15 protein-coding genes and 1 pseudogene are annotated in these 17263 nt (G+C 67.1%); 4 read left to right on the top strand and 12 right to left on the bottom strand.

Going from position 1 to position 17263, the window contains the following annotated elements; genetic code table 11:
- Nucleotides 1-12: 12 nt before the first annotated feature.
- From NO887_RS10785 to NO887_RS10750, 8 genes and pseudogenes are all read right to left on the bottom strand, one after another.
- Complete coding sequence (locus tag NO887_RS10785) at nucleotides 13-738, bottom strand: M48 family metalloprotease (RefSeq protein ID WP_256418298.1); 726 nt, start codon at nucleotides 736-738, stop codon at nucleotides 13-15.
- Between the two features lie 58 nt (nucleotides 739-796).
- Nucleotides 797-1447, bottom strand: a complete 651-nt coding sequence (locus NO887_RS10780) for a MinD/ParA family ATP-binding protein (protein ID WP_256418297.1) — start codon at nucleotides 1445-1447, stop codon at nucleotides 797-799.
- Nucleotides 1444-2208 (bottom strand): DUF7857 domain-containing protein, encoded by a 765-nt coding sequence (locus NO887_RS10775; protein ID WP_256418296.1) that lies wholly within the window; start codon nucleotides 2206-2208, stop codon nucleotides 1444-1446. The genes NO887_RS10780 and NO887_RS10775 overlap by 4 nt, the downstream gene beginning before the upstream one ends.
- Nucleotides 2209-2288: 80 nt before the next feature.
- Nucleotides 2289-3146, bottom strand: coding sequence for a DUF7856 family protein (locus tag NO887_RS10770; protein WP_256418295.1), 858 nt, complete (start codon nucleotides 3144-3146; stop codon nucleotides 2289-2291).
- Nucleotides 3143-3481 (bottom strand): DUF7855 family protein, encoded by a 339-nt coding sequence (locus tag NO887_RS10765; RefSeq protein ID WP_256418294.1) that lies wholly within the window; start codon nucleotides 3479-3481, stop codon nucleotides 3143-3145. Before NO887_RS10765 ends, NO887_RS10770 begins: the two co-directional genes overlap by 4 nt.
- A 177-nt stretch (nucleotides 3482-3658) precedes the next feature.
- Nucleotides 3659-3922 (bottom strand): annotated as a pseudogene (locus tag NO887_RS10760) (DUF7854 family protein); the annotation flags it as partial.
- Entirely contained in the window at nucleotides 3923-7444 is a 3522-nt protein-coding gene (locus NO887_RS10755) for an LAGLIDADG family homing endonuclease (protein ID WP_256418293.1), read from the bottom strand.
- A gap of 93 nt (nucleotides 7445-7537) precedes the next feature.
- Nucleotides 7538-7900, bottom strand: coding sequence for a TRAM domain-containing protein (locus tag NO887_RS10750; RefSeq protein ID WP_256418292.1), 363 nt, complete (start codon nucleotides 7898-7900; stop codon nucleotides 7538-7540).
- A 222-nt stretch (nucleotides 7901-8122) separates the two neighbouring features.
- Between NO887_RS10750 and NO887_RS10745 the strand changes: the two genes are divergently transcribed.
- Together NO887_RS10745 and NO887_RS10740 are read left to right on the top strand one after the other, a co-directional pair.
- Complete coding sequence (locus NO887_RS10745; RefSeq protein WP_256418291.1) at nucleotides 8123-10462, top strand: DEAD/DEAH box helicase; 2340 nt, start codon at nucleotides 8123-8125, stop codon at nucleotides 10460-10462.
- Nucleotides 10463-10572: 110 nt separating this feature from the next.
- Nucleotides 10573-11334 carry an endonuclease NucS domain-containing protein gene (locus NO887_RS10740; RefSeq protein ID WP_256418290.1) on the top strand — a complete coding sequence of 254 codons (762 nt, stop codon included), beginning with the start codon at nucleotides 10573-10575 and terminating at the stop codon, nucleotides 11332-11334.
- 38 nt (nucleotides 11335-11372) lie between these two features.
- On the opposite strand, the gene NO887_RS10735 is transcribed toward NO887_RS10740, so the two are convergent.
- On the bottom strand, nucleotides 11373-12359 hold the full coding sequence (locus tag NO887_RS10735; RefSeq protein WP_256418289.1) for a tyrosine--tRNA ligase: 987 nt from the start codon (nucleotides 12357-12359) through the stop codon (nucleotides 11373-11375).
- Between the two features lie 88 nt (nucleotides 12360-12447).
- On the bottom strand, nucleotides 12448-14502 hold the full coding sequence (locus NO887_RS10730; protein WP_256418288.1) for a DUF460 domain-containing protein: 2055 nt from the start codon (nucleotides 14500-14502) through the stop codon (nucleotides 12448-12450).
- A gap of 141 nt (nucleotides 14503-14643) precedes the next feature.
- Between NO887_RS10730 and NO887_RS10725 the strand changes: the two genes are divergently transcribed.
- The gene (locus tag NO887_RS10725) at nucleotides 14644-15102 is read left to right on the top strand and encodes a hypothetical protein (RefSeq protein ID WP_256418287.1); all 459 of its coding nucleotides are present in this window, start codon (nucleotides 14644-14646) and stop codon (nucleotides 15100-15102) included.
- Nucleotides 15103-15140: 38 nt separating this feature from the next.
- On the opposite strand, the gene panB is transcribed toward NO887_RS10725, so the two are convergent.
- Nucleotides 15141-15947, bottom strand: coding sequence for a 3-methyl-2-oxobutanoate hydroxymethyltransferase (panB, locus tag NO887_RS10720; protein WP_256418286.1), 807 nt, complete (start codon nucleotides 15945-15947; stop codon nucleotides 15141-15143).
- Nucleotides 15948-16059: 112 nt separating this feature from the next.
- Here panB and NO887_RS10715 point away from each other — a divergent pair, with 112 nt between their 5' ends.
- Nucleotides 16060-16359: a DUF5822 domain-containing protein gene (locus tag NO887_RS10715; RefSeq protein WP_256418285.1), complete on the top strand. Its 300-nt coding sequence runs from the start codon at nucleotides 16060-16062 to the stop codon at nucleotides 16357-16359.
- A gap of 11 nt (nucleotides 16360-16370) precedes the next feature.
- Here NO887_RS10715 and NO887_RS10710 read toward each other — a convergent pair whose 3' ends face one another.
- Nucleotides 16371-17093: an HAD family hydrolase gene (locus tag NO887_RS10710; protein ID WP_256418284.1), complete on the bottom strand. Its 723-nt coding sequence runs from the start codon at nucleotides 17091-17093 to the stop codon at nucleotides 16371-16373.
- Nucleotides 17094-17263: the final 170 nt, after the last annotated feature.

Here is a 17263-nt window from a genome sequence, read left to right as displayed (position 1 = left end):
GCTGTCACCGGCTCAGGACACCTGCTCTCGAAGCCGCTCGATCCGGTCCCCGAGCGGTGGCTGGACCGCGAACCACGTCGACCAGTCGCCGATCGCCGGTTCGACTCCCCGAAGCTCGGCAGCGCGCTCAAACGCGTCGGCGACGCGGTTCGCCCCTACCGCGTCGGCCGCGCGGGAGTCGGCCGCGTACTGCACCCGGCGACCCACCCAGAACGCGGAGAGCCCGATCGCGATGAGCGACGCGAATCCGGTGTCGAACGGGACCGCCGCGGTGACGATCGCGGCCAACACAGCGAGAACTGCTGCGACGGCGACGGCCCGGAACTCCGTGTACCGCGTCTCGACGCGGCCGGCCTCCGCCGCGAGGAGGCCGATCGCGATGTCTTCGTCCACCTCGTCCAGCAGGCTCTCCGTGACGAACAACACTTGTCGACGGGGCGGTCCGCGCACCGCCACGTCGACGGGCTCTCGATCTCCGTGGTCAACCGAGTTCGTCGCCGTCGAGTCGGTCGCGTCCGTCGTCGCCGTGTCGCCTTCGGATATCGCGCCCGAGCTGCGTTCGATCGCTATCCGATCGATGTTGAGGCCGGCCTCTTCACGGAGGAACGCGAATCGACCGCGCTCCGCGTCCGTCGGTTCGCGCAGGTCGCGGAAGCGGTCGGCCGCGACGAGGGGACCGACCTCGACCGCGAGGAACGCGACGACGGCGACGGCGGCGACGAACGCGGCGGTGAGCATGGACTCCTGTTTCGCGCCAGTCGAGTAAAACGCCACGACCGCCGCCCGACACCTCACCTCACCGCGGCACCCGACGAACCACCTCTCGAACCGCGCCTGCGGCGTCGCTGTCGGGTGCGGTATCGATCACCGGCCGCTCCTCGGCGACCGACCGGCCGACGCGCGGGTCCGCCGGAACGACCGCGACCGGTGCGCCGAGAGCGTCTCCGATCGTCTCTACCGGCGGTGGCTCGACGACGCGGTTGACTATACAGCCGACGAGCCCGGCATCGAGTTCCCGGGCGAGTTCGCGAGTCCGGATCACGTCCGCCAGCGCGAACGCTCGCGGCGACGCGACGAGGACGGCCGCGTCCGCGACCGCCAGCGGAACGCCGGCGTCCGCGCGTCGCCCCGCGGGACAGTCGAGGACGACGGTGTCGCGCTCGCGTTCGAGCCGTCCGATCGCCGATTCGAGCTGCGTCAGGTCACAGGCCCGAGCGCCGGCGAGCGTTCGTCCGCAGGGAACGATGTCGACCGGTCCGGACCGCAGGGTTTCGATCGGGTCGGCGCGGCCGGCGAGCACGTCGTGGAGATCCGGTCCGCGCCCACCCGGGAGGTCCGCCATCCCGAGATCTGTATCGACGACGACGGCGTCGAGCGCGGCGGCGACGTTGTACGCCATCGTCGTCTTCCCGACGCCGCCCTTGCCACCGGCGACAGCGAGTATCACGCCAAGCGCTCCAGCGACTCTATCGGCACATCCGTCGCGTCGGCGCGCGCCGCCAGCGCGGCCGTTCGTTCGCTCACCACACGGAGGCGTTCTGTGTCTGCATCAACCCGACGATCGAGGTCGGATAGTCCACGGAGCCCGCCCGTTTCTTCGACTACCGCCGTCGCGGTGGCAAGATCGGCGTCCGTGATCCGCTCCGCGCGTTCCACCCGGTCGGCCACCGCGTCGAGCCACTCGTCGACCGCCGTCGGTACCGCGTCGTCGCCGTCGTTCTCGCGGCCGTCGCCGCTCGCATCACCGCCTCCGTCACCAGCCTGATCGGTCCCCACATCCGGATCACTGGACCGGTCGAATATCTCGCCAGTGACGGTCTCTCTCGGCGGTCTGTGATCTCCGAGAGTGTGGATCGCGGTGAGGGTAGGCGTCCCGGCGGGGACGGTGAGTGACTGGTCGGACTCACCCGGTATCCGAGTGGTGTCGGCGTCGGTCTCGAGTTCCGTCACGCGCATCTCGACCGGGGGCTCGACGGGATCGGCGAGCGCGGCGAAGCCCACGGCGCGAGACTTGCCGGGAGCGAGCCGCACGACGACACCGGTCGCGTCCCATCCGGCTTCCGGGACTCCCCTGCGGCGCGGCGGTAACACCGGGCCGTCGAGTCGGCTGTCGAGGCGTACGCGACGCGGAACCGCCTCGTCGTTGCGCACGCGACACCGCACCAGCGACGCGCCGCCATCCCGCTCGACGGTCCACGTGAGATCCATACGGTCAGTGTCGCGGATTCACACTTAACGTGTCACCGCGCGCTGTGAGACACCGGTGTAGAGCCACAGGGTGTTCGACGTCATCCGTCGAGATCACCGGGTGTTCCACGCTGGCAGATGACTTCGGTGTCGATCACGGTCTCAATTCGTCCACCGTGGTCGTTGACCCAGGCGATCGCCGCCTCGTCGACCGTGACGGGACTGTCTAGCTCGGCGATCCGCACCGCCGCCAGCGACGCAGCGAGACGCGGACCGTCGTACGCCGACGGATCTGCGCCGGCGTCGTTCGGGCAGCCGCCCGGCACGTCGGCCAGCGCGTCGTGAAACGCCGGATAGATCCCACGCGCGAGTTCGTCGCATGCGTCGCGGCGGCGGTTCTCCAATCGGTCTCGAAGTTCGAGTCGGCGTTCACGCGTGTCTCTGGCATGATCGGCTTGGGCCAGTGCGCGGTCGAGCGCCTGTTCCGCCGCGATTCGGTCCGTCTGGACGGCCGCCAGCGCCGCCGCAGCCGATTCGAGTTCGGCGAGCGCCTCGTCCGTTTCGGCACCGACTGCCCGGCGAGCGCGTACGTCGCCGCGAAACGCCGCGATCTGCTCTTTGAGTCGTTCCTCCTCGCCGCCGGTGTCCGCGACGTGCCGCCGAGCCGCGTCGAGATCGATCGGAGGGGTCGCGATCGCCGCGAACCGCTCGTGAAGGTCGATCAGCTCCGCGCGGACCGACGATTCACGTCCACGCGATCGGGCCGCTGCGGCGAGTTCCCTGCGGAGGGACGTTCCGGTCGGGATCCGTCCGAGAATCGTTTCGGGTGACGAGACGACCGTCTCGGAGCCGGCCGTCGGCCTCTTGGTTCCGCCCGACTCGCTTCCTGTATCGACGCCACTTCCCTCGTCGCTGGCGAGATCTCCCGGTCGACCACATCGACCTCGCGGACCGCTCACAGCTCTTCGCCGCGCATCGCGTCCGGGTCCGGATGAGACGTCCCCGCGGCGAACGCGGTGTACGGTGTTGATTTCGACTCTCGGTCCGCGTACGCGACCGCCGCCTCACGGACCGGCGCATCGAGCGTCACGTACTCGTTGAACGGCTCGGTACGCTCGATCTGTACGTCACCGCGGTGCGACTCACGGAGCCGGAGCGCAAGGAAGGCGGCGTACACCGTCGCGTCGACGAGCGCGGCGCGGCCGAACCGCCTGACTACGACATCTCCGTGGCGGCGACACAGGTTCCGGAGCGCGGTTCGGGCCGCAGCCGAGTACGTCACGACCAACAACACGACTGCCGGTGGTCGACTCTACACCTTAGCGGTTCCGAACCTCTCTGGCGATCAGATGCGTTCGATCTCAAATTCGGGGACTGGATCGTTTTTTAATTCTGTCAAATCATCAAACTTGTTTCGGTCTCCTGACTGATCGTCGAGGCGACTCTCGGGAGGTTTGCCCGACGGATCCGTGTCGGATGCACTAGTTCCGACTGAGATTCCGGCTCGCGCGAGCACCCGCTCGCGTGCGGCCGGCTTTGAGGCCGCGACCACGACCGTTCCGTCCACCGGCTCCTCACCGACCGCGCGGAACACGTCGTCGTCGCCCTCGAACTCGCTGGCGTACGTGCGCAACACGGTCGCCACCCGCTGCTCCGTCGCCGCCAGATCTGCGTCCCCGTCTTCGAACGCGCGGAGGGCGTCCTCGACGTTTCGCATCGCTGATATCCGGTCCATCTACGTCGTCCGCAGGTGACCCTGCTTCGGCTCGTACACTTCACCCTTCGTGCGGAGCTTCTCGATCTCCTGTTCGGCCTTCCCGGGATCCATACCGATCTCGCCGGCGCGGTCGAGCACCTCGTCGACGGGTGCGCCTTCCTCGTACTCCTCTTCGATGTCGGCGATCAGGCCCTTGATGTTCTTGATGCGGTCGCGCTGGCTCTTCGAGGTACCGGTCTCCACCACGTCGGCGTCGAATTGTCCCGTCTCCGGATCGACGCCGATATCCTTGAGACACGACTCGACGATATCGGTCGCGCGGTCGGCGTCCTTGCGCTCGACCGTGTCGGAGAGACGGAGCCGCGCGCTCGCCTCCGCGAGCCGAACCATCGCCTCCAGCTTCCGAGCGGTGACCGGAACGGGCGCGTCCTCGTCGGCCCCCTTCGAGCGCAGATCGACGTAGAACTCCTCGATGAGTTCCTTCGCCTCTTCTGTCATCGTCGGGAAACAGGACCGCTTCGCGTGGGCGATGTACTTCCGAAGCAGTTCGGCGTCGATCTCCGGGGCGACCTCTTGGGTCACCTCCGCGACCTGATCCGAGGTGAACTCCGAACTCGCCAGCTCCTCGCGCTGGGTGTTGAGCTCGCCGGCGTAGTTCGTCTTGATGATATGTTTCGCCAACCGCGAGTCGTGTTCCGGGTCCGGGCTGTCCGTCACCGTGAAGATGAGATCGAACCGCGAGATGAGCGCGGGCTCCAAGTCGATCTGTTCGCCGATCGGCTCGTACTGGTCGAATCGACCGTACTTGGGGTTCGCCGCGCCGAGCAGCGAACAGCGGGCCTTGAGGGTCGCGTTGATACCCGCCTTCGATACCGATATCTTCTGCTGTTCGAGCCCCTCATGCATCGCGGAGCGGTCCGACGAGTCCATCTTATCAAGCTCGTCGACTGCGGCGATTCCTTTGTCGGCGAGCACGAGCGCGCCGGCTTCGAGCGACCACTGCTGGCCGTCTCCAAAATCATCTCGTACGGCTGCGGCCGTAAGCCCTGCCGCAGATGATCCTTTACCGGAGGTGTACACGGATCGCGGGGCGATGTTTTCTACATACGAGATCATCTGGGAGTTGTGTGAGATGATCCCATTCGAGACGTAGTTATGCGTTCCATCGACTTCAAGATCGTACACCCAGTCATCGTTAGGATCGACCAGTTCAACTGACTCGATACGGTCCCAGCGGATGTCGCCATCGGTCAACTGCCGAAGGGCCGAAATGTCGGCATCGACGGTACCCCCATCCGTCTGTACGCTTGCGATATCGGCATCCTCAGTCGAGGGCGAACGAGCAGCTTCGAATGCCTCGACGACGCTTCGGAGCGCGCCGACGCTCGGATTTCGGGACCCTGATTCGTAGTGACGATAGGTCCCACGGGGAACCCCACACTCGTACTGCGTCAGCCCGAGCGACTCGCGAACCCGCCGGAGGACGGACGCGATGTTCGGGACGACATCGACGTTGGTGTTCCGGTCCGTTTTGAGGTGTTTTTCCGCCGCTTCCTGTTTCCGATCGGTCACGAACCCGATCTCCGTTACGTACCTGTCGAACTGTGCTCCGCTGATGCGTAGCCTATGGCTTCCGTTCTTCCGCTCGTGGAGTTGGCTGGTGATCCCGTGTTGAAGCAGAAGCGCCTGAAGATCGGGGAGGAGTTCATTGCTCATCGAGGCGACGGTGATCTCCCGTTGTTTCGCCGAGACGTGAGCCTCTCCCTCGACGAACCCCTTGATAAACATTCGCGTAGCCGACGGCGACGCTCCGAGAATCGCCTTCGGTATCCGTTGCTCTGCGGAGCTTTCCAGCAGCATTTCCTCGAGGTTTTTGAGGAAACTGACAAACTCTCCGGCGGAACACAGCAACTCACGTGCGTCCTTCTCGTCGTGTGGTTCGCGGGTGGTAGTCCGCAGACCGAGCGTCTCGAACGTCGATCGGGCGTCGGACAGAACCGCCTCGTCGTTGTTCGTGATCGAGACGAAACCCGAGTGGTCGTCGCGCCGCTCGACGTATCCTTCGGCGACGATATATCCGAGCAGGCGCGCAAGATCTGGAGTCCACTCGTCAGGAAGATCGAGTCGAACAGCGTTGTACGATCGAGCGCGTCGGAATTCGACATCAAGCGTGTCGTCTCCCTCCACATCGAGTCGTTTCGGAGCAGCAATGAACTCGTCCTCGTTCAGTTCCTCTGCGACGACGGGCTCGAACCGTCCGTCACGCTGGACGAACAGGGGATGCGACGGCGTCACGTTTAGCTCCGCACCCGACACGGTCTCGATGCAATACATCCTCTCGGGAGCCTCACGCTTCCAGACTTTCGTCGCCTGCGAGGATTCGATCGTTCCGTCGGATCGGAGCGACGGAACTTCGAAATTGACCTCGTCGAAGACGCCGTCGTCGACCGGTTTCGGGTCATCGAGATTATCTTCAACGAGTTCGCGTATCGGAACCTCTCGACCGTCTCCAAGCGTCACACGGGAATCACCGTCGAGACACTTACCAGTACCCGGGTCTCCGATTAAAAGCATATGTAGGTCTCCCCGAATCCGCGACCCGTCGGGGAGGTGCTTCGTCACGCCCGAGAACAGCTGGAGGATCATCGCGAGCTTCTCTTCCTCGTAGCCGTAGATGGCGGGCGCGATGGAGCCGACCATCGCCTCGTAGATGTCGTCGCGATTGGAGAGTTCGATGATCTCGCGTTTGTCCGCCTCGGTGATATCCATGTCCTCGAACTCCTCGTCCTCAATGCCGATGGAGACCCCGTCCATGTACAGGTCGAAGATAGCCGACTTCTCGTTGCCCTGCTCGACCTGTTCAATGTGGAGGACGCCGACGCAGGTGACGTGGTCGCCGGGGCTCACCTCGCCGGTGATGTCGTCGATGATGTCGATATCGATCGACTGGGGCGTCTCTCCACCGCGGAGGCCCTCTGGAGATTCCTGAATCCGGAGCTTCTGTGAGTCGACGAACTCCGACTGGTCGAAGTTGACGCGGAACGGGCCCTGTCGTTCACAGCCTTGACACTCGTGCGGCTCTTGGAAACCGCCGTCGCCCTGCGGGATGTACGTCATCGTGCCGCACCGCTGGCACTCGAAGGCGGCTTCTGTCACCTTCGGACGCACGTCCGTCGCCTTGCGAACGATTCCTCTGACCGAGACGAGGCTCCCGATGTGGTCGTCGTGGACGCGGATGCCGCGGATGTCGATGCTCTCTGGGAGGTTCTCGATGCGGACGTGTGCGCGGCCGAGGCTGACGTCAGCGGGGAGGTCGTAGAGCCGGAGTGCCTCCTCTGCGTACTCGCGCATCTGGTCCGGCTTCGTGCGGAAGTCCTCCGCAAGGTCGCGGTCGAACTGGAACAGGTCGTCGTAATCGACGTATAGCGAGCGCTGTTCGTTGGGGTAGTTCTGTGCGAGGGTGCCGATCTCCTCGCGGTAGTAGTTGCGGTAGAACTGAATAAACCGCTCCGTGAGGTCCTGATTCCCGGCCTGAGCCATTACGGAACCTCTTGGTCGCCATCACGTATGAACCTCATGTTCGGCGAGGACGGAGACCGATCCGACGACGCCGCTCGGTTGGAGATGACACGCCTACGCTCGGGACACGAACGTTGCGTCCGCCGAGGTCCGCCCGTCGTTGAACGAGAGCACCTTCGCGCGGATCACGTCGCCCTTTCCGAGGCCGCCCGGTACGTCTTCGGTAAAGATCACGAACCCCTCTACCTTGCCGACGGCCACCTCCTCGCCGGAGTGGTGGTCGGTCAGTTCGGTCACCCCGAACTCGTAGGTCTCGCCGATGTCCACCGGCGGGTCGCGCTGCTGTGCCGCCTCGTGTGCCTGTTTTGACTCGCGCGCGTCGGCCGACGGAGCGCGGAGCCGGCGGAAAATTCCGAGGAGTACAGCGAGCACGAGCAGCGCGGCGGCAGCGATGACGACCGGTGACGAGGGTATCATACCCGTCGGTCGGTCCGCGGTCACCTAAACGATCGGGGTCTCGTGCGACCGGCCCCTCTCGCGCGGAGGGCTCCCGATTCCGACTCGGAGACGCGGAGCGCGGGCGACGCATGAGAAACGCCTTTGCTCTCGAAGCCCCCGACTCGATCCAATGCGACACAGCCCCGGTCGCCGTCGACTTGTCTTTGGCCTCTGTCGACCCCTCTACGGGTGTGATGCGCCGTGAAGGTCGCCGACGCGGTGCCGGAATTTGCCGACGCGTTCGGGTTTGAGGAGTTCAACCGGATGCAACGGGAAGCGCTGCCCGGGATACTGGAGACCGACCACAACGTGGTCGCGTCCGCCCCGACCGCCTCCGGTAAGACCGCGCTCGCCGAACTCGCGATCTGCAAGACGCTCGACGCGGGCGGGACCGCACTGTTCGTCGCGCCGCTGCGCGCGCTCACAAACGAGAAGGAGAGCGAGTGGGACCGCTTCGAAGAACTCGGCTACTCCGTCTACGTCGTCTCCGGCGAACGCGACCTCAACCCTCGCCGAGCCGAGCGCGCGGACGTGCTCGTGACGACGCCGGAAAAGGCCGACAGCGCGACGCGAAAACACGACTCCGCGCGTTACTCGTTTATCACCGACGTGGACTGCGTCGTCATCGACGAGGTCCACCTGCTCGACAGCGAGAAGCGCGGCGCGGTGCTCGAAGTGACCGTCTCGCGGCTCCGACGGCTTCAGGACCCCCGAATCGTCGCGCTCTCGGCGACCATGCCGAACGTCGACGACGTGGCGGCGTGGCTCGACGCGCCCGCGGAGACGACGTACTCCTTCGGCGACGAGTACCGCCCCGTCGACCTCGAAACGGGCGTCAAGACGTACTCGCACGGTTCGAACGCGTTCGCCGACAAGTATCGGCGGCTCTACCGCGCGCTCGACTTGGCGGAGCCGCACGTCCGCGACGACGGTCAGGCGCTCGTGTTCGTCTCCTCGCGGCAGGACACGGTGCAGGCGGCCAAGAAGGCGCGCGACGAGATCACGGACCGCGACATCCCGATCGACTCCCGCGGCGACTACGACTTCCACAACGAGGCGAAAGAACTCACCAACGACACCCTCCGCCAGTCCGTCACCGACGGCGTCGGCTTCCACCACGCCGGGCTCGGGAAAGACGACCGCGATCGCGTCGAGGAGTGGTTCAAACAGGGGAAGATCAAGCTGCTCTTTTCCACGTCGACGCTGGCGTGGGGGGTGAACCTCCCCGCGCGTTGCGTCGTTATCCGCGACACGAAGTATCACGACCCGCTGGAGGGAGAGACGGACATCTCGCCACTCGATGTGCTTCAGATGCTTGGCCGGGCGGGCCGTCCGGGATACGACGACGTAGGTTACGGCTGGGTCGTCTGCGACCACGGCGACGCCGACCGGTACCGCGAGCTGTTGGCGGAGGGCAAAGCGATCGAATCGCGGCTCGCCGGCGAGTTGGAATCCCACCTCAACGCGGAGATTTCGATGGGGACGATCCGGGGCTTAGAGGACGTGATGGGGTGGCTAGAGACCACGTTCTACTACGTCCGCGCGCAGTCAGAACCGGAGGCGTACGAGTTCGCGACGCTGCGCGACCGCGTCCGGGACACCCTTGACTCGCTCGTCGAAGACGGGTTCGTCGCGGCCGACGACCTCGCGGTCGAACCGACCGCGCTCGGGCGGCTCGCCTCGAAGTACTACCTCCGGCTCGACACGGCGCGGCGGTTCCACCGGCTCGCGGAGCGGGAGACGCTGACTGTCGATCGGCTGTTGGCGACCGTCGCGGCCGCGGGCGAGTTCGACTCCGTCTCGGCGCGCGCGGCCGAGTCCGACGCGATCGACCGGATCCTCGACGACCGCGACACCGATCTGGAGGACGGCCACCGCAAGGTGTTCGCCATCCTGATTGCAGGGATGGCGGACTCTATCCCCTCGGATCTCCGCTCCGACGCGTGGGTGATCCGACAGAACGCGCTCCGGCTGCTGGCCGCGCTCTCAGAGTTTCTCGATCGGTTTGCCGGTCCTCGCGCCGCCAACCTCGCCGCCCGCGTCGAAGCGCGCGTCGAACACGGCGTCTCGCGGGAGGCGGTCGCGCTCACCGCGATCGACGGGGTCGGCTCCGGCCGCGCCGAGCGGCTCGCCGACGCCGGACTCACCTCACCCGCCGCGGTCGTCGACGCCGGCCCGAGCGCACTTGAGAAGGCCGGCATGAGCGGCTCCGTCGCGGAGCGGATCGTTGACGCCGCACGGGAGTGTCCCCGGATCGATGTCGACTGGGGCGCGTTTCCAGACGCCATCGCCGTCGGCGAAAACGAGATGTGCGAGATAACCGTCTCGACCGTCTCGGGTCGCGGTCGAACGGGAATCCGGGTCACCGTCAACGACGTGGAGATGACCGCACAGACGACGTACCTCGACGGGAAGACGGCGGTCCCGGTCGGCGTGTTCGGCACGCCCGACGCCGACGAACTGGAGTTCGTCGTTGAGGTCGTGTTTCCGGACCTCCCGCTGATGCCCGTCAGAGCGACGCGGACGGTTCGCGTGGAGTGAGTTCTTCCCGGCCGCTCGACTTCCTCACCGCCCACCACTCCCATCGCCCTGACGACATCGACCCCCGACGACACCGACCGCTTAACACGCATACCGCGGCCAGCCGGGGTATGCCGGAACGACTCCGCGTGCTCGCAGGCGACTGTCAGGTGACCGAACGGGGCGACCGCTCGCGAAGTTATCGCGGGCGCGTCGTCGTCCTGATCAAACCGGACGACACCACGCTCGTCCACGACGCCGACGGCTACCAGCCGGTCGCATGGCTCACCCGCCCGGACTCGGTCGTCGTCGAGGGCGACGGCGCGGGATTCTCCGTCACCGCCCGCGACGGAAATCGAAGGCTCCGGATCGTCTCGGCGGAGGCGACGGCGAGTCGTGCGCTCCCGGTCACGGAGGCCGGGGTCCCCGTCGGTACCTGCCCCGAGGACGGCGGCCCGCTCGTGCGTTCGCGCGGCGACGTTGTCTGTCTCGACTGTGAGTCCCGATGGGGGCTCCCGGCGGGGGCGAGTGTCACGGACGCAACGTGTGACGACTGCGGCCTGCCGAAGATCCGCGTTGAGCGCGGCGAGCCGTTTCACCTTTGTCTCGACCCTGCGTGCGATCCGATGGAAGCGGCCGTCAGCGATCGCTTCGACCGCGTTTGGGATTGTCCCGACTGCGAGGGATCGTTGACCGTCGAGTTCGCTCCGGGGCGCGTGTATCTCGCCTGCGAGAACCGACCGGACTGTGAGACGACGCTCTCGATCCCGTCCGGCGTCGTCGTCGACGAGTGCGACTGCGGACTGCCGATATTCGAGACGGCCGCCGGTCGGAACTGTCTCGACGGCACCTGCGAGTTCACCGGCCACACCGCGACCGCAACAAGAGACTGAGTCCGCTACTCGTCCGCTTTTTGCCAGCTGATCGCCGGCTATTCCGCCAGCTGCTCGCGCCCCGGCGCGATGAGCCGGTCGAGGTACTCGGCGAGCGCGCCCTTCGCGTCGGCGGGATGCAACTCGCCGGACTCCAGATCGGCTTCGAGGGCGTCGTACGACTCGTACGTCAGGTCGCCGCCGTACTCCTCGGGTCGCTCGACGCGAACGGTGTCGAACCGCGGGAACACGTGGTACTCGAACACCTGCAGGACGGGGTTTTCGCGCGTCTCGCCGTCCTCGGTCGGATCGGGATCGGCCGTCGGCGGGCAGTAGGCGTCGTTCACTTTCGACTCGATGTCGTCGCGGGAGTCCTCCATGGAGATGGTGACGCCCTCGCTCGAGGACATCTTCCCGCGGCCGGTGCCGAGGTCGGCGATGAGCGGCGTGTGGAGGCTCGTCGGCGGCTCGCGGTCGATGCTCGGGAGCACGTCGCGCGCAAGCATGTGTACCTTGCGCTGCTCCATCCCGCCCACCGCGAGATCGACGCCGAGGTACGGGATGTCGAGCGCCTGCATCAGTGGGTACACTGCCTGCGACACCTTCACCGAGTCGCTGGAGGTGATCTCGGCCATCGCGCGCTCGGCACGCGCGAGCGTCGTCTCGAGTTCCAAGGCGTGCAGATCGAGCGTGTAGTCGTCGTCGAGCTGGAAGTCGGAGCCGAGCACGAACTGCGTGTTCGACTCGTCGAGCCCGTAGGCGATGAACTGGTCGCGCATGCGCTCTGCGGTGTGGCGGATCTCCTCGAAGGATCCCTTGTCGTTGAGGTAGGCGTGCACGTCCGCAAGCAGGACCGTCACCTCGAAGCCGGCCTCTTGGAGGTCGATAAGCTTGTTCGCGGTGAGCATGTGACCGATGTGGAGCACGCCCGAGGGCTCGTAGCCGACGTACGCCCGCTTCCCGTCGGGGTCGTCGGCCAGCGCCTCGATCTCCGCCTCGGTGACCACCTCGGCCGCGTTCCGGGTGATCAGCTCGTGAGCGTCCATACTCTCGACTGTGTGTTCCCGGACATATGACTTCTGGAAGCGCGCGGACAGGCGGCGACAGGTCTCATCGCCTCCCGTCGCAGTTTCGTTACTCCTCGGTCTCGGGTAGCGTCCGCCCCGCACGGTGCTCCGAGATGATCCGGTCGAGATGCCGTTCCTTCTTCGCCTTCCGCCGGTGCTCGGCGCTCGTCTCCCACTCGTCGATCGCCGCGTCGAGTGCGGCCTCCTCCGCGACCGCGAGGTCGTCGACCTCGCGGACGGGGACCGCGTCGACCGAGACGATCGGAATCGCGTGATCGAAGAGCACCCGATCGGCCACCTCGGAGAGGTTCCCGTCGCGGATCACCGCCCGCGGCTCCGTCTCCGCCAGTCGCTCCGCGGTCCGTCGCCCCGCCCCGGAGGCGTCACGGAGGTAGACCACGTCGCCGGCGACGAGCCCGTACGCCTCGTCGGCCGCCTCCAAGGCGTCGAGCGTGAACTGCTCGACGACCTTCACGCTCGCGAGCCCCCGACCCTCCGCCACGTCGTCGAAGTTCGAGTGGTCGAGCCGCCACAGCTCCTTCAGCGTCTCCACCTTTCGCTCCAGTTCGTCGACGGCCTCCCTCGCTTCGTCGCGCTCGCGCTCTAGGCGATCCGTCTCGCGTTCGAGCCGAGAGACCGCTCGGCGGGTGCGGGCTTCGATCCGCTCTTCGCGTTTAGCCTCCTCCAGTTCGCCCTCCAACTCCGCGACGCGCTCGTCGCGCTCGGCGAGGTCGGCTTCCAGCGACTCAGCGTGCGACTCCAGCCTGTCGACGCGCTCGCGGAGTCGTCGGATCGTCTCCTCCTCCTCGGTGCGCTCGGGCTCGGTGGGATCCGCCTCGTCGGGGTCGTCGTCGCCGCTTCCGCCACCGTCCCCGTTCCCGTCCTCGCTCAAGTCGTCGATGACAGCCTCGACGGACGCGCCGCCGGCGACAACGCCCGCTATCACCGCCTCGCGGTCGAGTCGCGGCGGGGTCTTCACCGCGATGCGCTCGAACTGGTCCTCGTGGTCGTCGTACGCGTATAGCGCGGCCGCCAGCGCGTCGCGCTCGTGGTCGTTCGCGTAGGTGGTCTCGCGGGTCCGGTGGAGCTTCTCGTCGACGGGGAGGTCCGTGGTCGGCCGCCACCCGGCGGCGTCGAACGACCGCCGGAACTTCTCGACGGTCTCCGGCATGGGCTCCACGTCGGCGGCGACGATGATCGGTCGCCCCTGCTCGATTATCCACTCGGTCACGTCGGCGGTGTCAGCCGTCCGCGAGGAGTACAGCGCGTGGACGGTGCCGTCGAGGCCGACGACGGCGGCCGCGGTGGTGGTTCCCGGATCGATCCCGACGATCACGCGGTCGCGCCGCTGCACCAGCGGCTCGTACTCGATCCCGTCGCGGCGCTCGCGCTCGACCTCGACGCGCACGTCCCCGGCCCGCGTGTTCGACACGGGGATGTCCTCGGGGCGGGCCTCGACGGTGAACGTCGCGTTCGCGAAGCCGCCGTACTTCTCCGTCACCTCGCGCTCGAACGACAGGTTCGCCTCCTCCAGTTTCGACTGGACCTGTCGCGTCCGCTTCCGGACGTTCCCGTGGATCCGCCGGGTGTACCGGTCCTGACTCCACCCTCCCTTTCCCGTCGAGCGGCCGCGAGACACCTTCACCCGCGTCTCGTCGGTGAAGGCGGTCACCTCGTGGCCGACGTTGGCGGCGGCGAGCCGCGCGGCCGCCTCCGCCTCCTTCATCGGCTCTTTCCCGTACGGGATCCCGTGGCGAGAGGCGACCCGTGAGAGCGGCTCCGGCCGCTCCGCGCCCGTCACCTGCACGAGCCGGGAGCCGTCCGGCAGCGACCGGAGGAACCCCACGAGTTCGTTTTTGTCCGCCGCCAGCTCGTAGGCGTTGTCGGTGGCGACGTACAGGGGCTCGCGGTCGTCGATCAGCCGGCAGAGCTTTCGAAAGGAGACCACGTCGCGGGTCACCCGCGCCATCGGCCCGTCCGCGTCCGGCGCGTCCGGATCGTCCTCGTCGACGGGGTCCAAGACGACGAGGGCGTATGAGGGGTCGTCGCCGCGAACGTCGCCGCTGTGCACGTCGACGCCGAACACCGGCCGGTCGCGGGCGCGGATGGTCCGGGTTGTCACGCGCCGAAGTAGGCCGCTGACGCGTATATACCCCACGCCGGAATGGCCGCCCGCGGCCATCAGACCGCCGCCGACCCGACCTCGGCGCGCGTCCGAGCGCCGGCAGAACACTTATCGGAAGCCATTGTCGACCGTGAGACGATGCCCTCCACGGTCGGATCGAGGCTTCTGACAGCGGTACGGGTTCTCGCGATGCTCGCCGGGTTCGGTGTCACGATCGCGACTGCGATCTGGCTCGCAACGATGCCGCCACCGCCGCCGGGAAGCGACGGCTTCGCCCACGGAATGGCCGCGATCGTGGGATCTGTCCTCATGGTCGTCTCCCTGTTCGCCGCAACGGCGAGTGCGGTCCTCCCGGCCGCGTTCGGACGCCCGGACCCGCTCGGGTTCGGTCGGCGACAGCGGCGCGCGCTCCAACTCGCTGGCGTTCTGATCGGCGGCGGATTCGTCATCGGCGTCGCGTCCGGGATCGCCTCGATCGCTCCGTTCGGCGTGATCGCGTGGCTCGCCTTCCTCGCGCTCGCCGCCGTCGTGGTCGCGGTCACGCTGTGCTGGCGGCTCGCGGAGGTCGCCGCTCAACGGATCGGGTCGGGGACGTAAGCCGACGGCAGCCGATCTCAGAACAGTCTGTCGAGATCCTAGTACAGCTCGTCGAGATCCTCCTCGACGTGCGAGTGTTCGTCGGCCGGGAACTCGCCGCTTCTCACGGCGTCGCGGTACGCCTCGACGGCGTCGAGCATCTCCCCGCGCACGTCGCCGAACTGCCGCGAAAAGGGCGGTGCCCACTCGCCGAGGCCGACCGCGTCGTTGATCACGAGCACCTGCCCGTCGCAGTCGGGCCCCGCACCGATCCCGATCGTCGGGATCGCGAGCGCCTCCGTGACCGCCCCGGCGAGGTTGGCAGGGACGTGCTCCAACACGAGCGCGAACGCACCCGCCTCGGCGTGTGCGCCCGCGAGATCGATTATCTCCTCTGCGGCCTCCCGCTCTGTCCCCTGTCGGGTGTACCCACCCAAGCGGTTGACGTGCTGTGGCGTGAGTCCGAGGTGCGCCATCACCGGAATTCCCACGTCCGTCATGTGGCGGGTCATATCGACGGTATGGGGACCGCTCTCGATTTTCACCGCGTCCGCGTTCGCCTCCTTCAGCAGCCGGCCGGCGTTTCGCACCGACTCCGCCTCGTCGACGCCGAAGGAGAGGAACGGCATGTCGGCGACGACGAGGGCGTCCTCGGTCGCGCGGGCGACCGCGGCGGTGCGGCTCGCGACCTCGTCGAATGTGACGGGGAGCGTCGAGTCGTAGCCCAGCGCGGCGTTTCCCATGCTGTCGCCCACGAGCACGGCGTCGATGCCCGCCTCGTCGACGATCGCCGCAGTCGGGGCGTCGTAGGCGGTCAGTATCGTGATCGGCTCCTCGCGATCCCGGAGTCCCCGCGTCGTGGTCATACCTCAAACACGCCGGGCGACCGGTTAAAATCGCCGAATCCGGCGTGAAAGCGATTCAGATGACCCGCGCCGGACCGCCACCGATTTGTCGATCCGGCGCGGAGACTGGGTCGTGCAACCCGTCGAGCGGGCCGACTACGAGGGCGTCGACTACGGCTGGGTGATGCAGACGACGTTCGTCGTCACCATCCTCGTTGGCGCGCCGGCCGTCGCCGTCCTCTCCACACTTGTCACCTTGGAGACGTGGGGGGCCCGCGCCGCGTTCGCGACTCGCGTCGGCGCGCCGATCTGGTTTCTCACCGCCGTCGCCGTCGCGCTCTACGCAAAGCGCACCGAAGCGGGTGACGGCGGAACATCCGGAGACGAGGCGGGTGACGGCGGAACGTCTGGAGACGAGGATGACGACGGCTGACCCCGGCCGAACTACCGATCGCTGAACGCCGTCACCCACGCGTAGTCGGTGCCCGCGCGCTCCGCGGTTACGGCGTCGCGCTCGGAATCGCCGACGAAGAGCGTCCGGTCCGGCGCGGCCCCGAGACGCTCGACCGCCGCGAGCAGCGACTCCGGGTCGGGCTTGTACGTCTCTGCGGTGTCGCGGCCGACGATCGCAGCCGAATCGATCGCCCCGCCGAGCCCGTGCGTCTCGATCGCGACGCGGCAGGCTACCTCGGAGTTGAGCGAGCAGACGCCGACCGCGGGGCCGGTCACGGCGGCGGTCTCGGTCTCCCCCTCGATATCCGCTGTCGCCCCACGGGCCGCCTCGGCGAGACGCCGCCCGAGCGGGAGCAACGTCGACTCGCGCGCGCCGGTTCGCTCGTACTCCGTGATCGTCGCCTCGATGGGGGCGCGAATCCCGTACTCGTCGGCCGCGCCGAGCAGTTCCCACAGCTCCCTCGTCGGCGGCTTGACCGCGTGTTCCGCGTACACGTTGAGCACCGCCTCGGCGACGGCGGCCCAGTCGACGGCGAGATCGACCAAGGTACCGTCGAGGTCGTAGACGACGGCGTCGTAGGCCGCGAGATCCGGTCCGACGGGGGCGGCAGTGTCGGTCGGGGTATCGGTGACGATCGCGGTATCGGCGTCGGTTGCGGTATCGGCATCGGCCGCGATGTCGGCCACGTCATCGGCTGGCTCGTCGTCGGTCATACCCGCGAGTTCGATCCCACGCCGAAAAAGGTGATCGGGGTGGTGCGGGAGCGTTCTACAGGCGGAGCAGGCCGAGTGCCTCGGGGCTTGACCCCGAGGGTGAAGGCCGTCGAAAGATTAACGAAACCACGGTTTGTACAGTTGATACAGTCAGAGACCCACAAAGACGG

The sequence above is a fragment of the Halorubrum laminariae genome (assembly GCF_024494655.1).
In the GTDB taxonomy this organism is placed as follows: Archaea; Halobacteriota; Halobacteria; order Halobacteriales; family Haloferacaceae; genus Halorubrum; species Halorubrum laminariae.
This window is presented reverse-complemented; position numbering and strand designations above follow the sequence as displayed.

Bases quoted from the DNA above. Each gene is read 5' to 3' on its own strand.
- panB (WP_256418286.1), bottom strand. From the start codon at position 15,947: ATGACCACGACGCGGGGACTCCGGGATCGCGAGGAGCCGATCACGATA.
- NO887_RS10710 (WP_256418284.1), bottom strand. From the start codon at position 17,093: ATGACCGACGACGAGCCAGCCGATGACGTGGCCGACATCGCGGCCGAT.
- NO887_RS10740 (WP_256418290.1), top strand. From the start codon at position 10,573: ATGCCGGAACGACTCCGCGTGCTCGCAGGCGACTGTCAGGTGACCGAA.
- NO887_RS10785 (WP_256418298.1), bottom strand. From the start codon at position 738: ATGCTCACCGCCGCGTTCGTCGCCGCCGTCGCCGTCGTCGCGTTCCTC.
- NO887_RS10725 (WP_256418287.1), top strand. From the start codon at position 14,644: ATGCCCTCCACGGTCGGATCGAGGCTTCTGACAGCGGTACGGGTTCTC.
- NO887_RS10750 (WP_256418292.1), bottom strand. From the start codon at position 7,900: ATGATACCCTCGTCACCGGTCGTCATCGCTGCCGCCGCGCTGCTCGTG.
- NO887_RS10755 (WP_256418293.1), bottom strand. From the start codon at position 7,444: ATGGCTCAGGCCGGGAATCAGGACCTCACGGAGCGGTTTATTCAGTTC.
- NO887_RS10735 (WP_256418289.1), bottom strand. From the start codon at position 12,359: ATGGACGCTCACGAGCTGATCACCCGGAACGCGGCCGAGGTGGTCACC.
- NO887_RS10775 (WP_256418296.1), bottom strand. From the start codon at position 2,208: ATGGATCTCACGTGGACCGTCGAGCGGGATGGCGGCGCGTCGCTGGTG.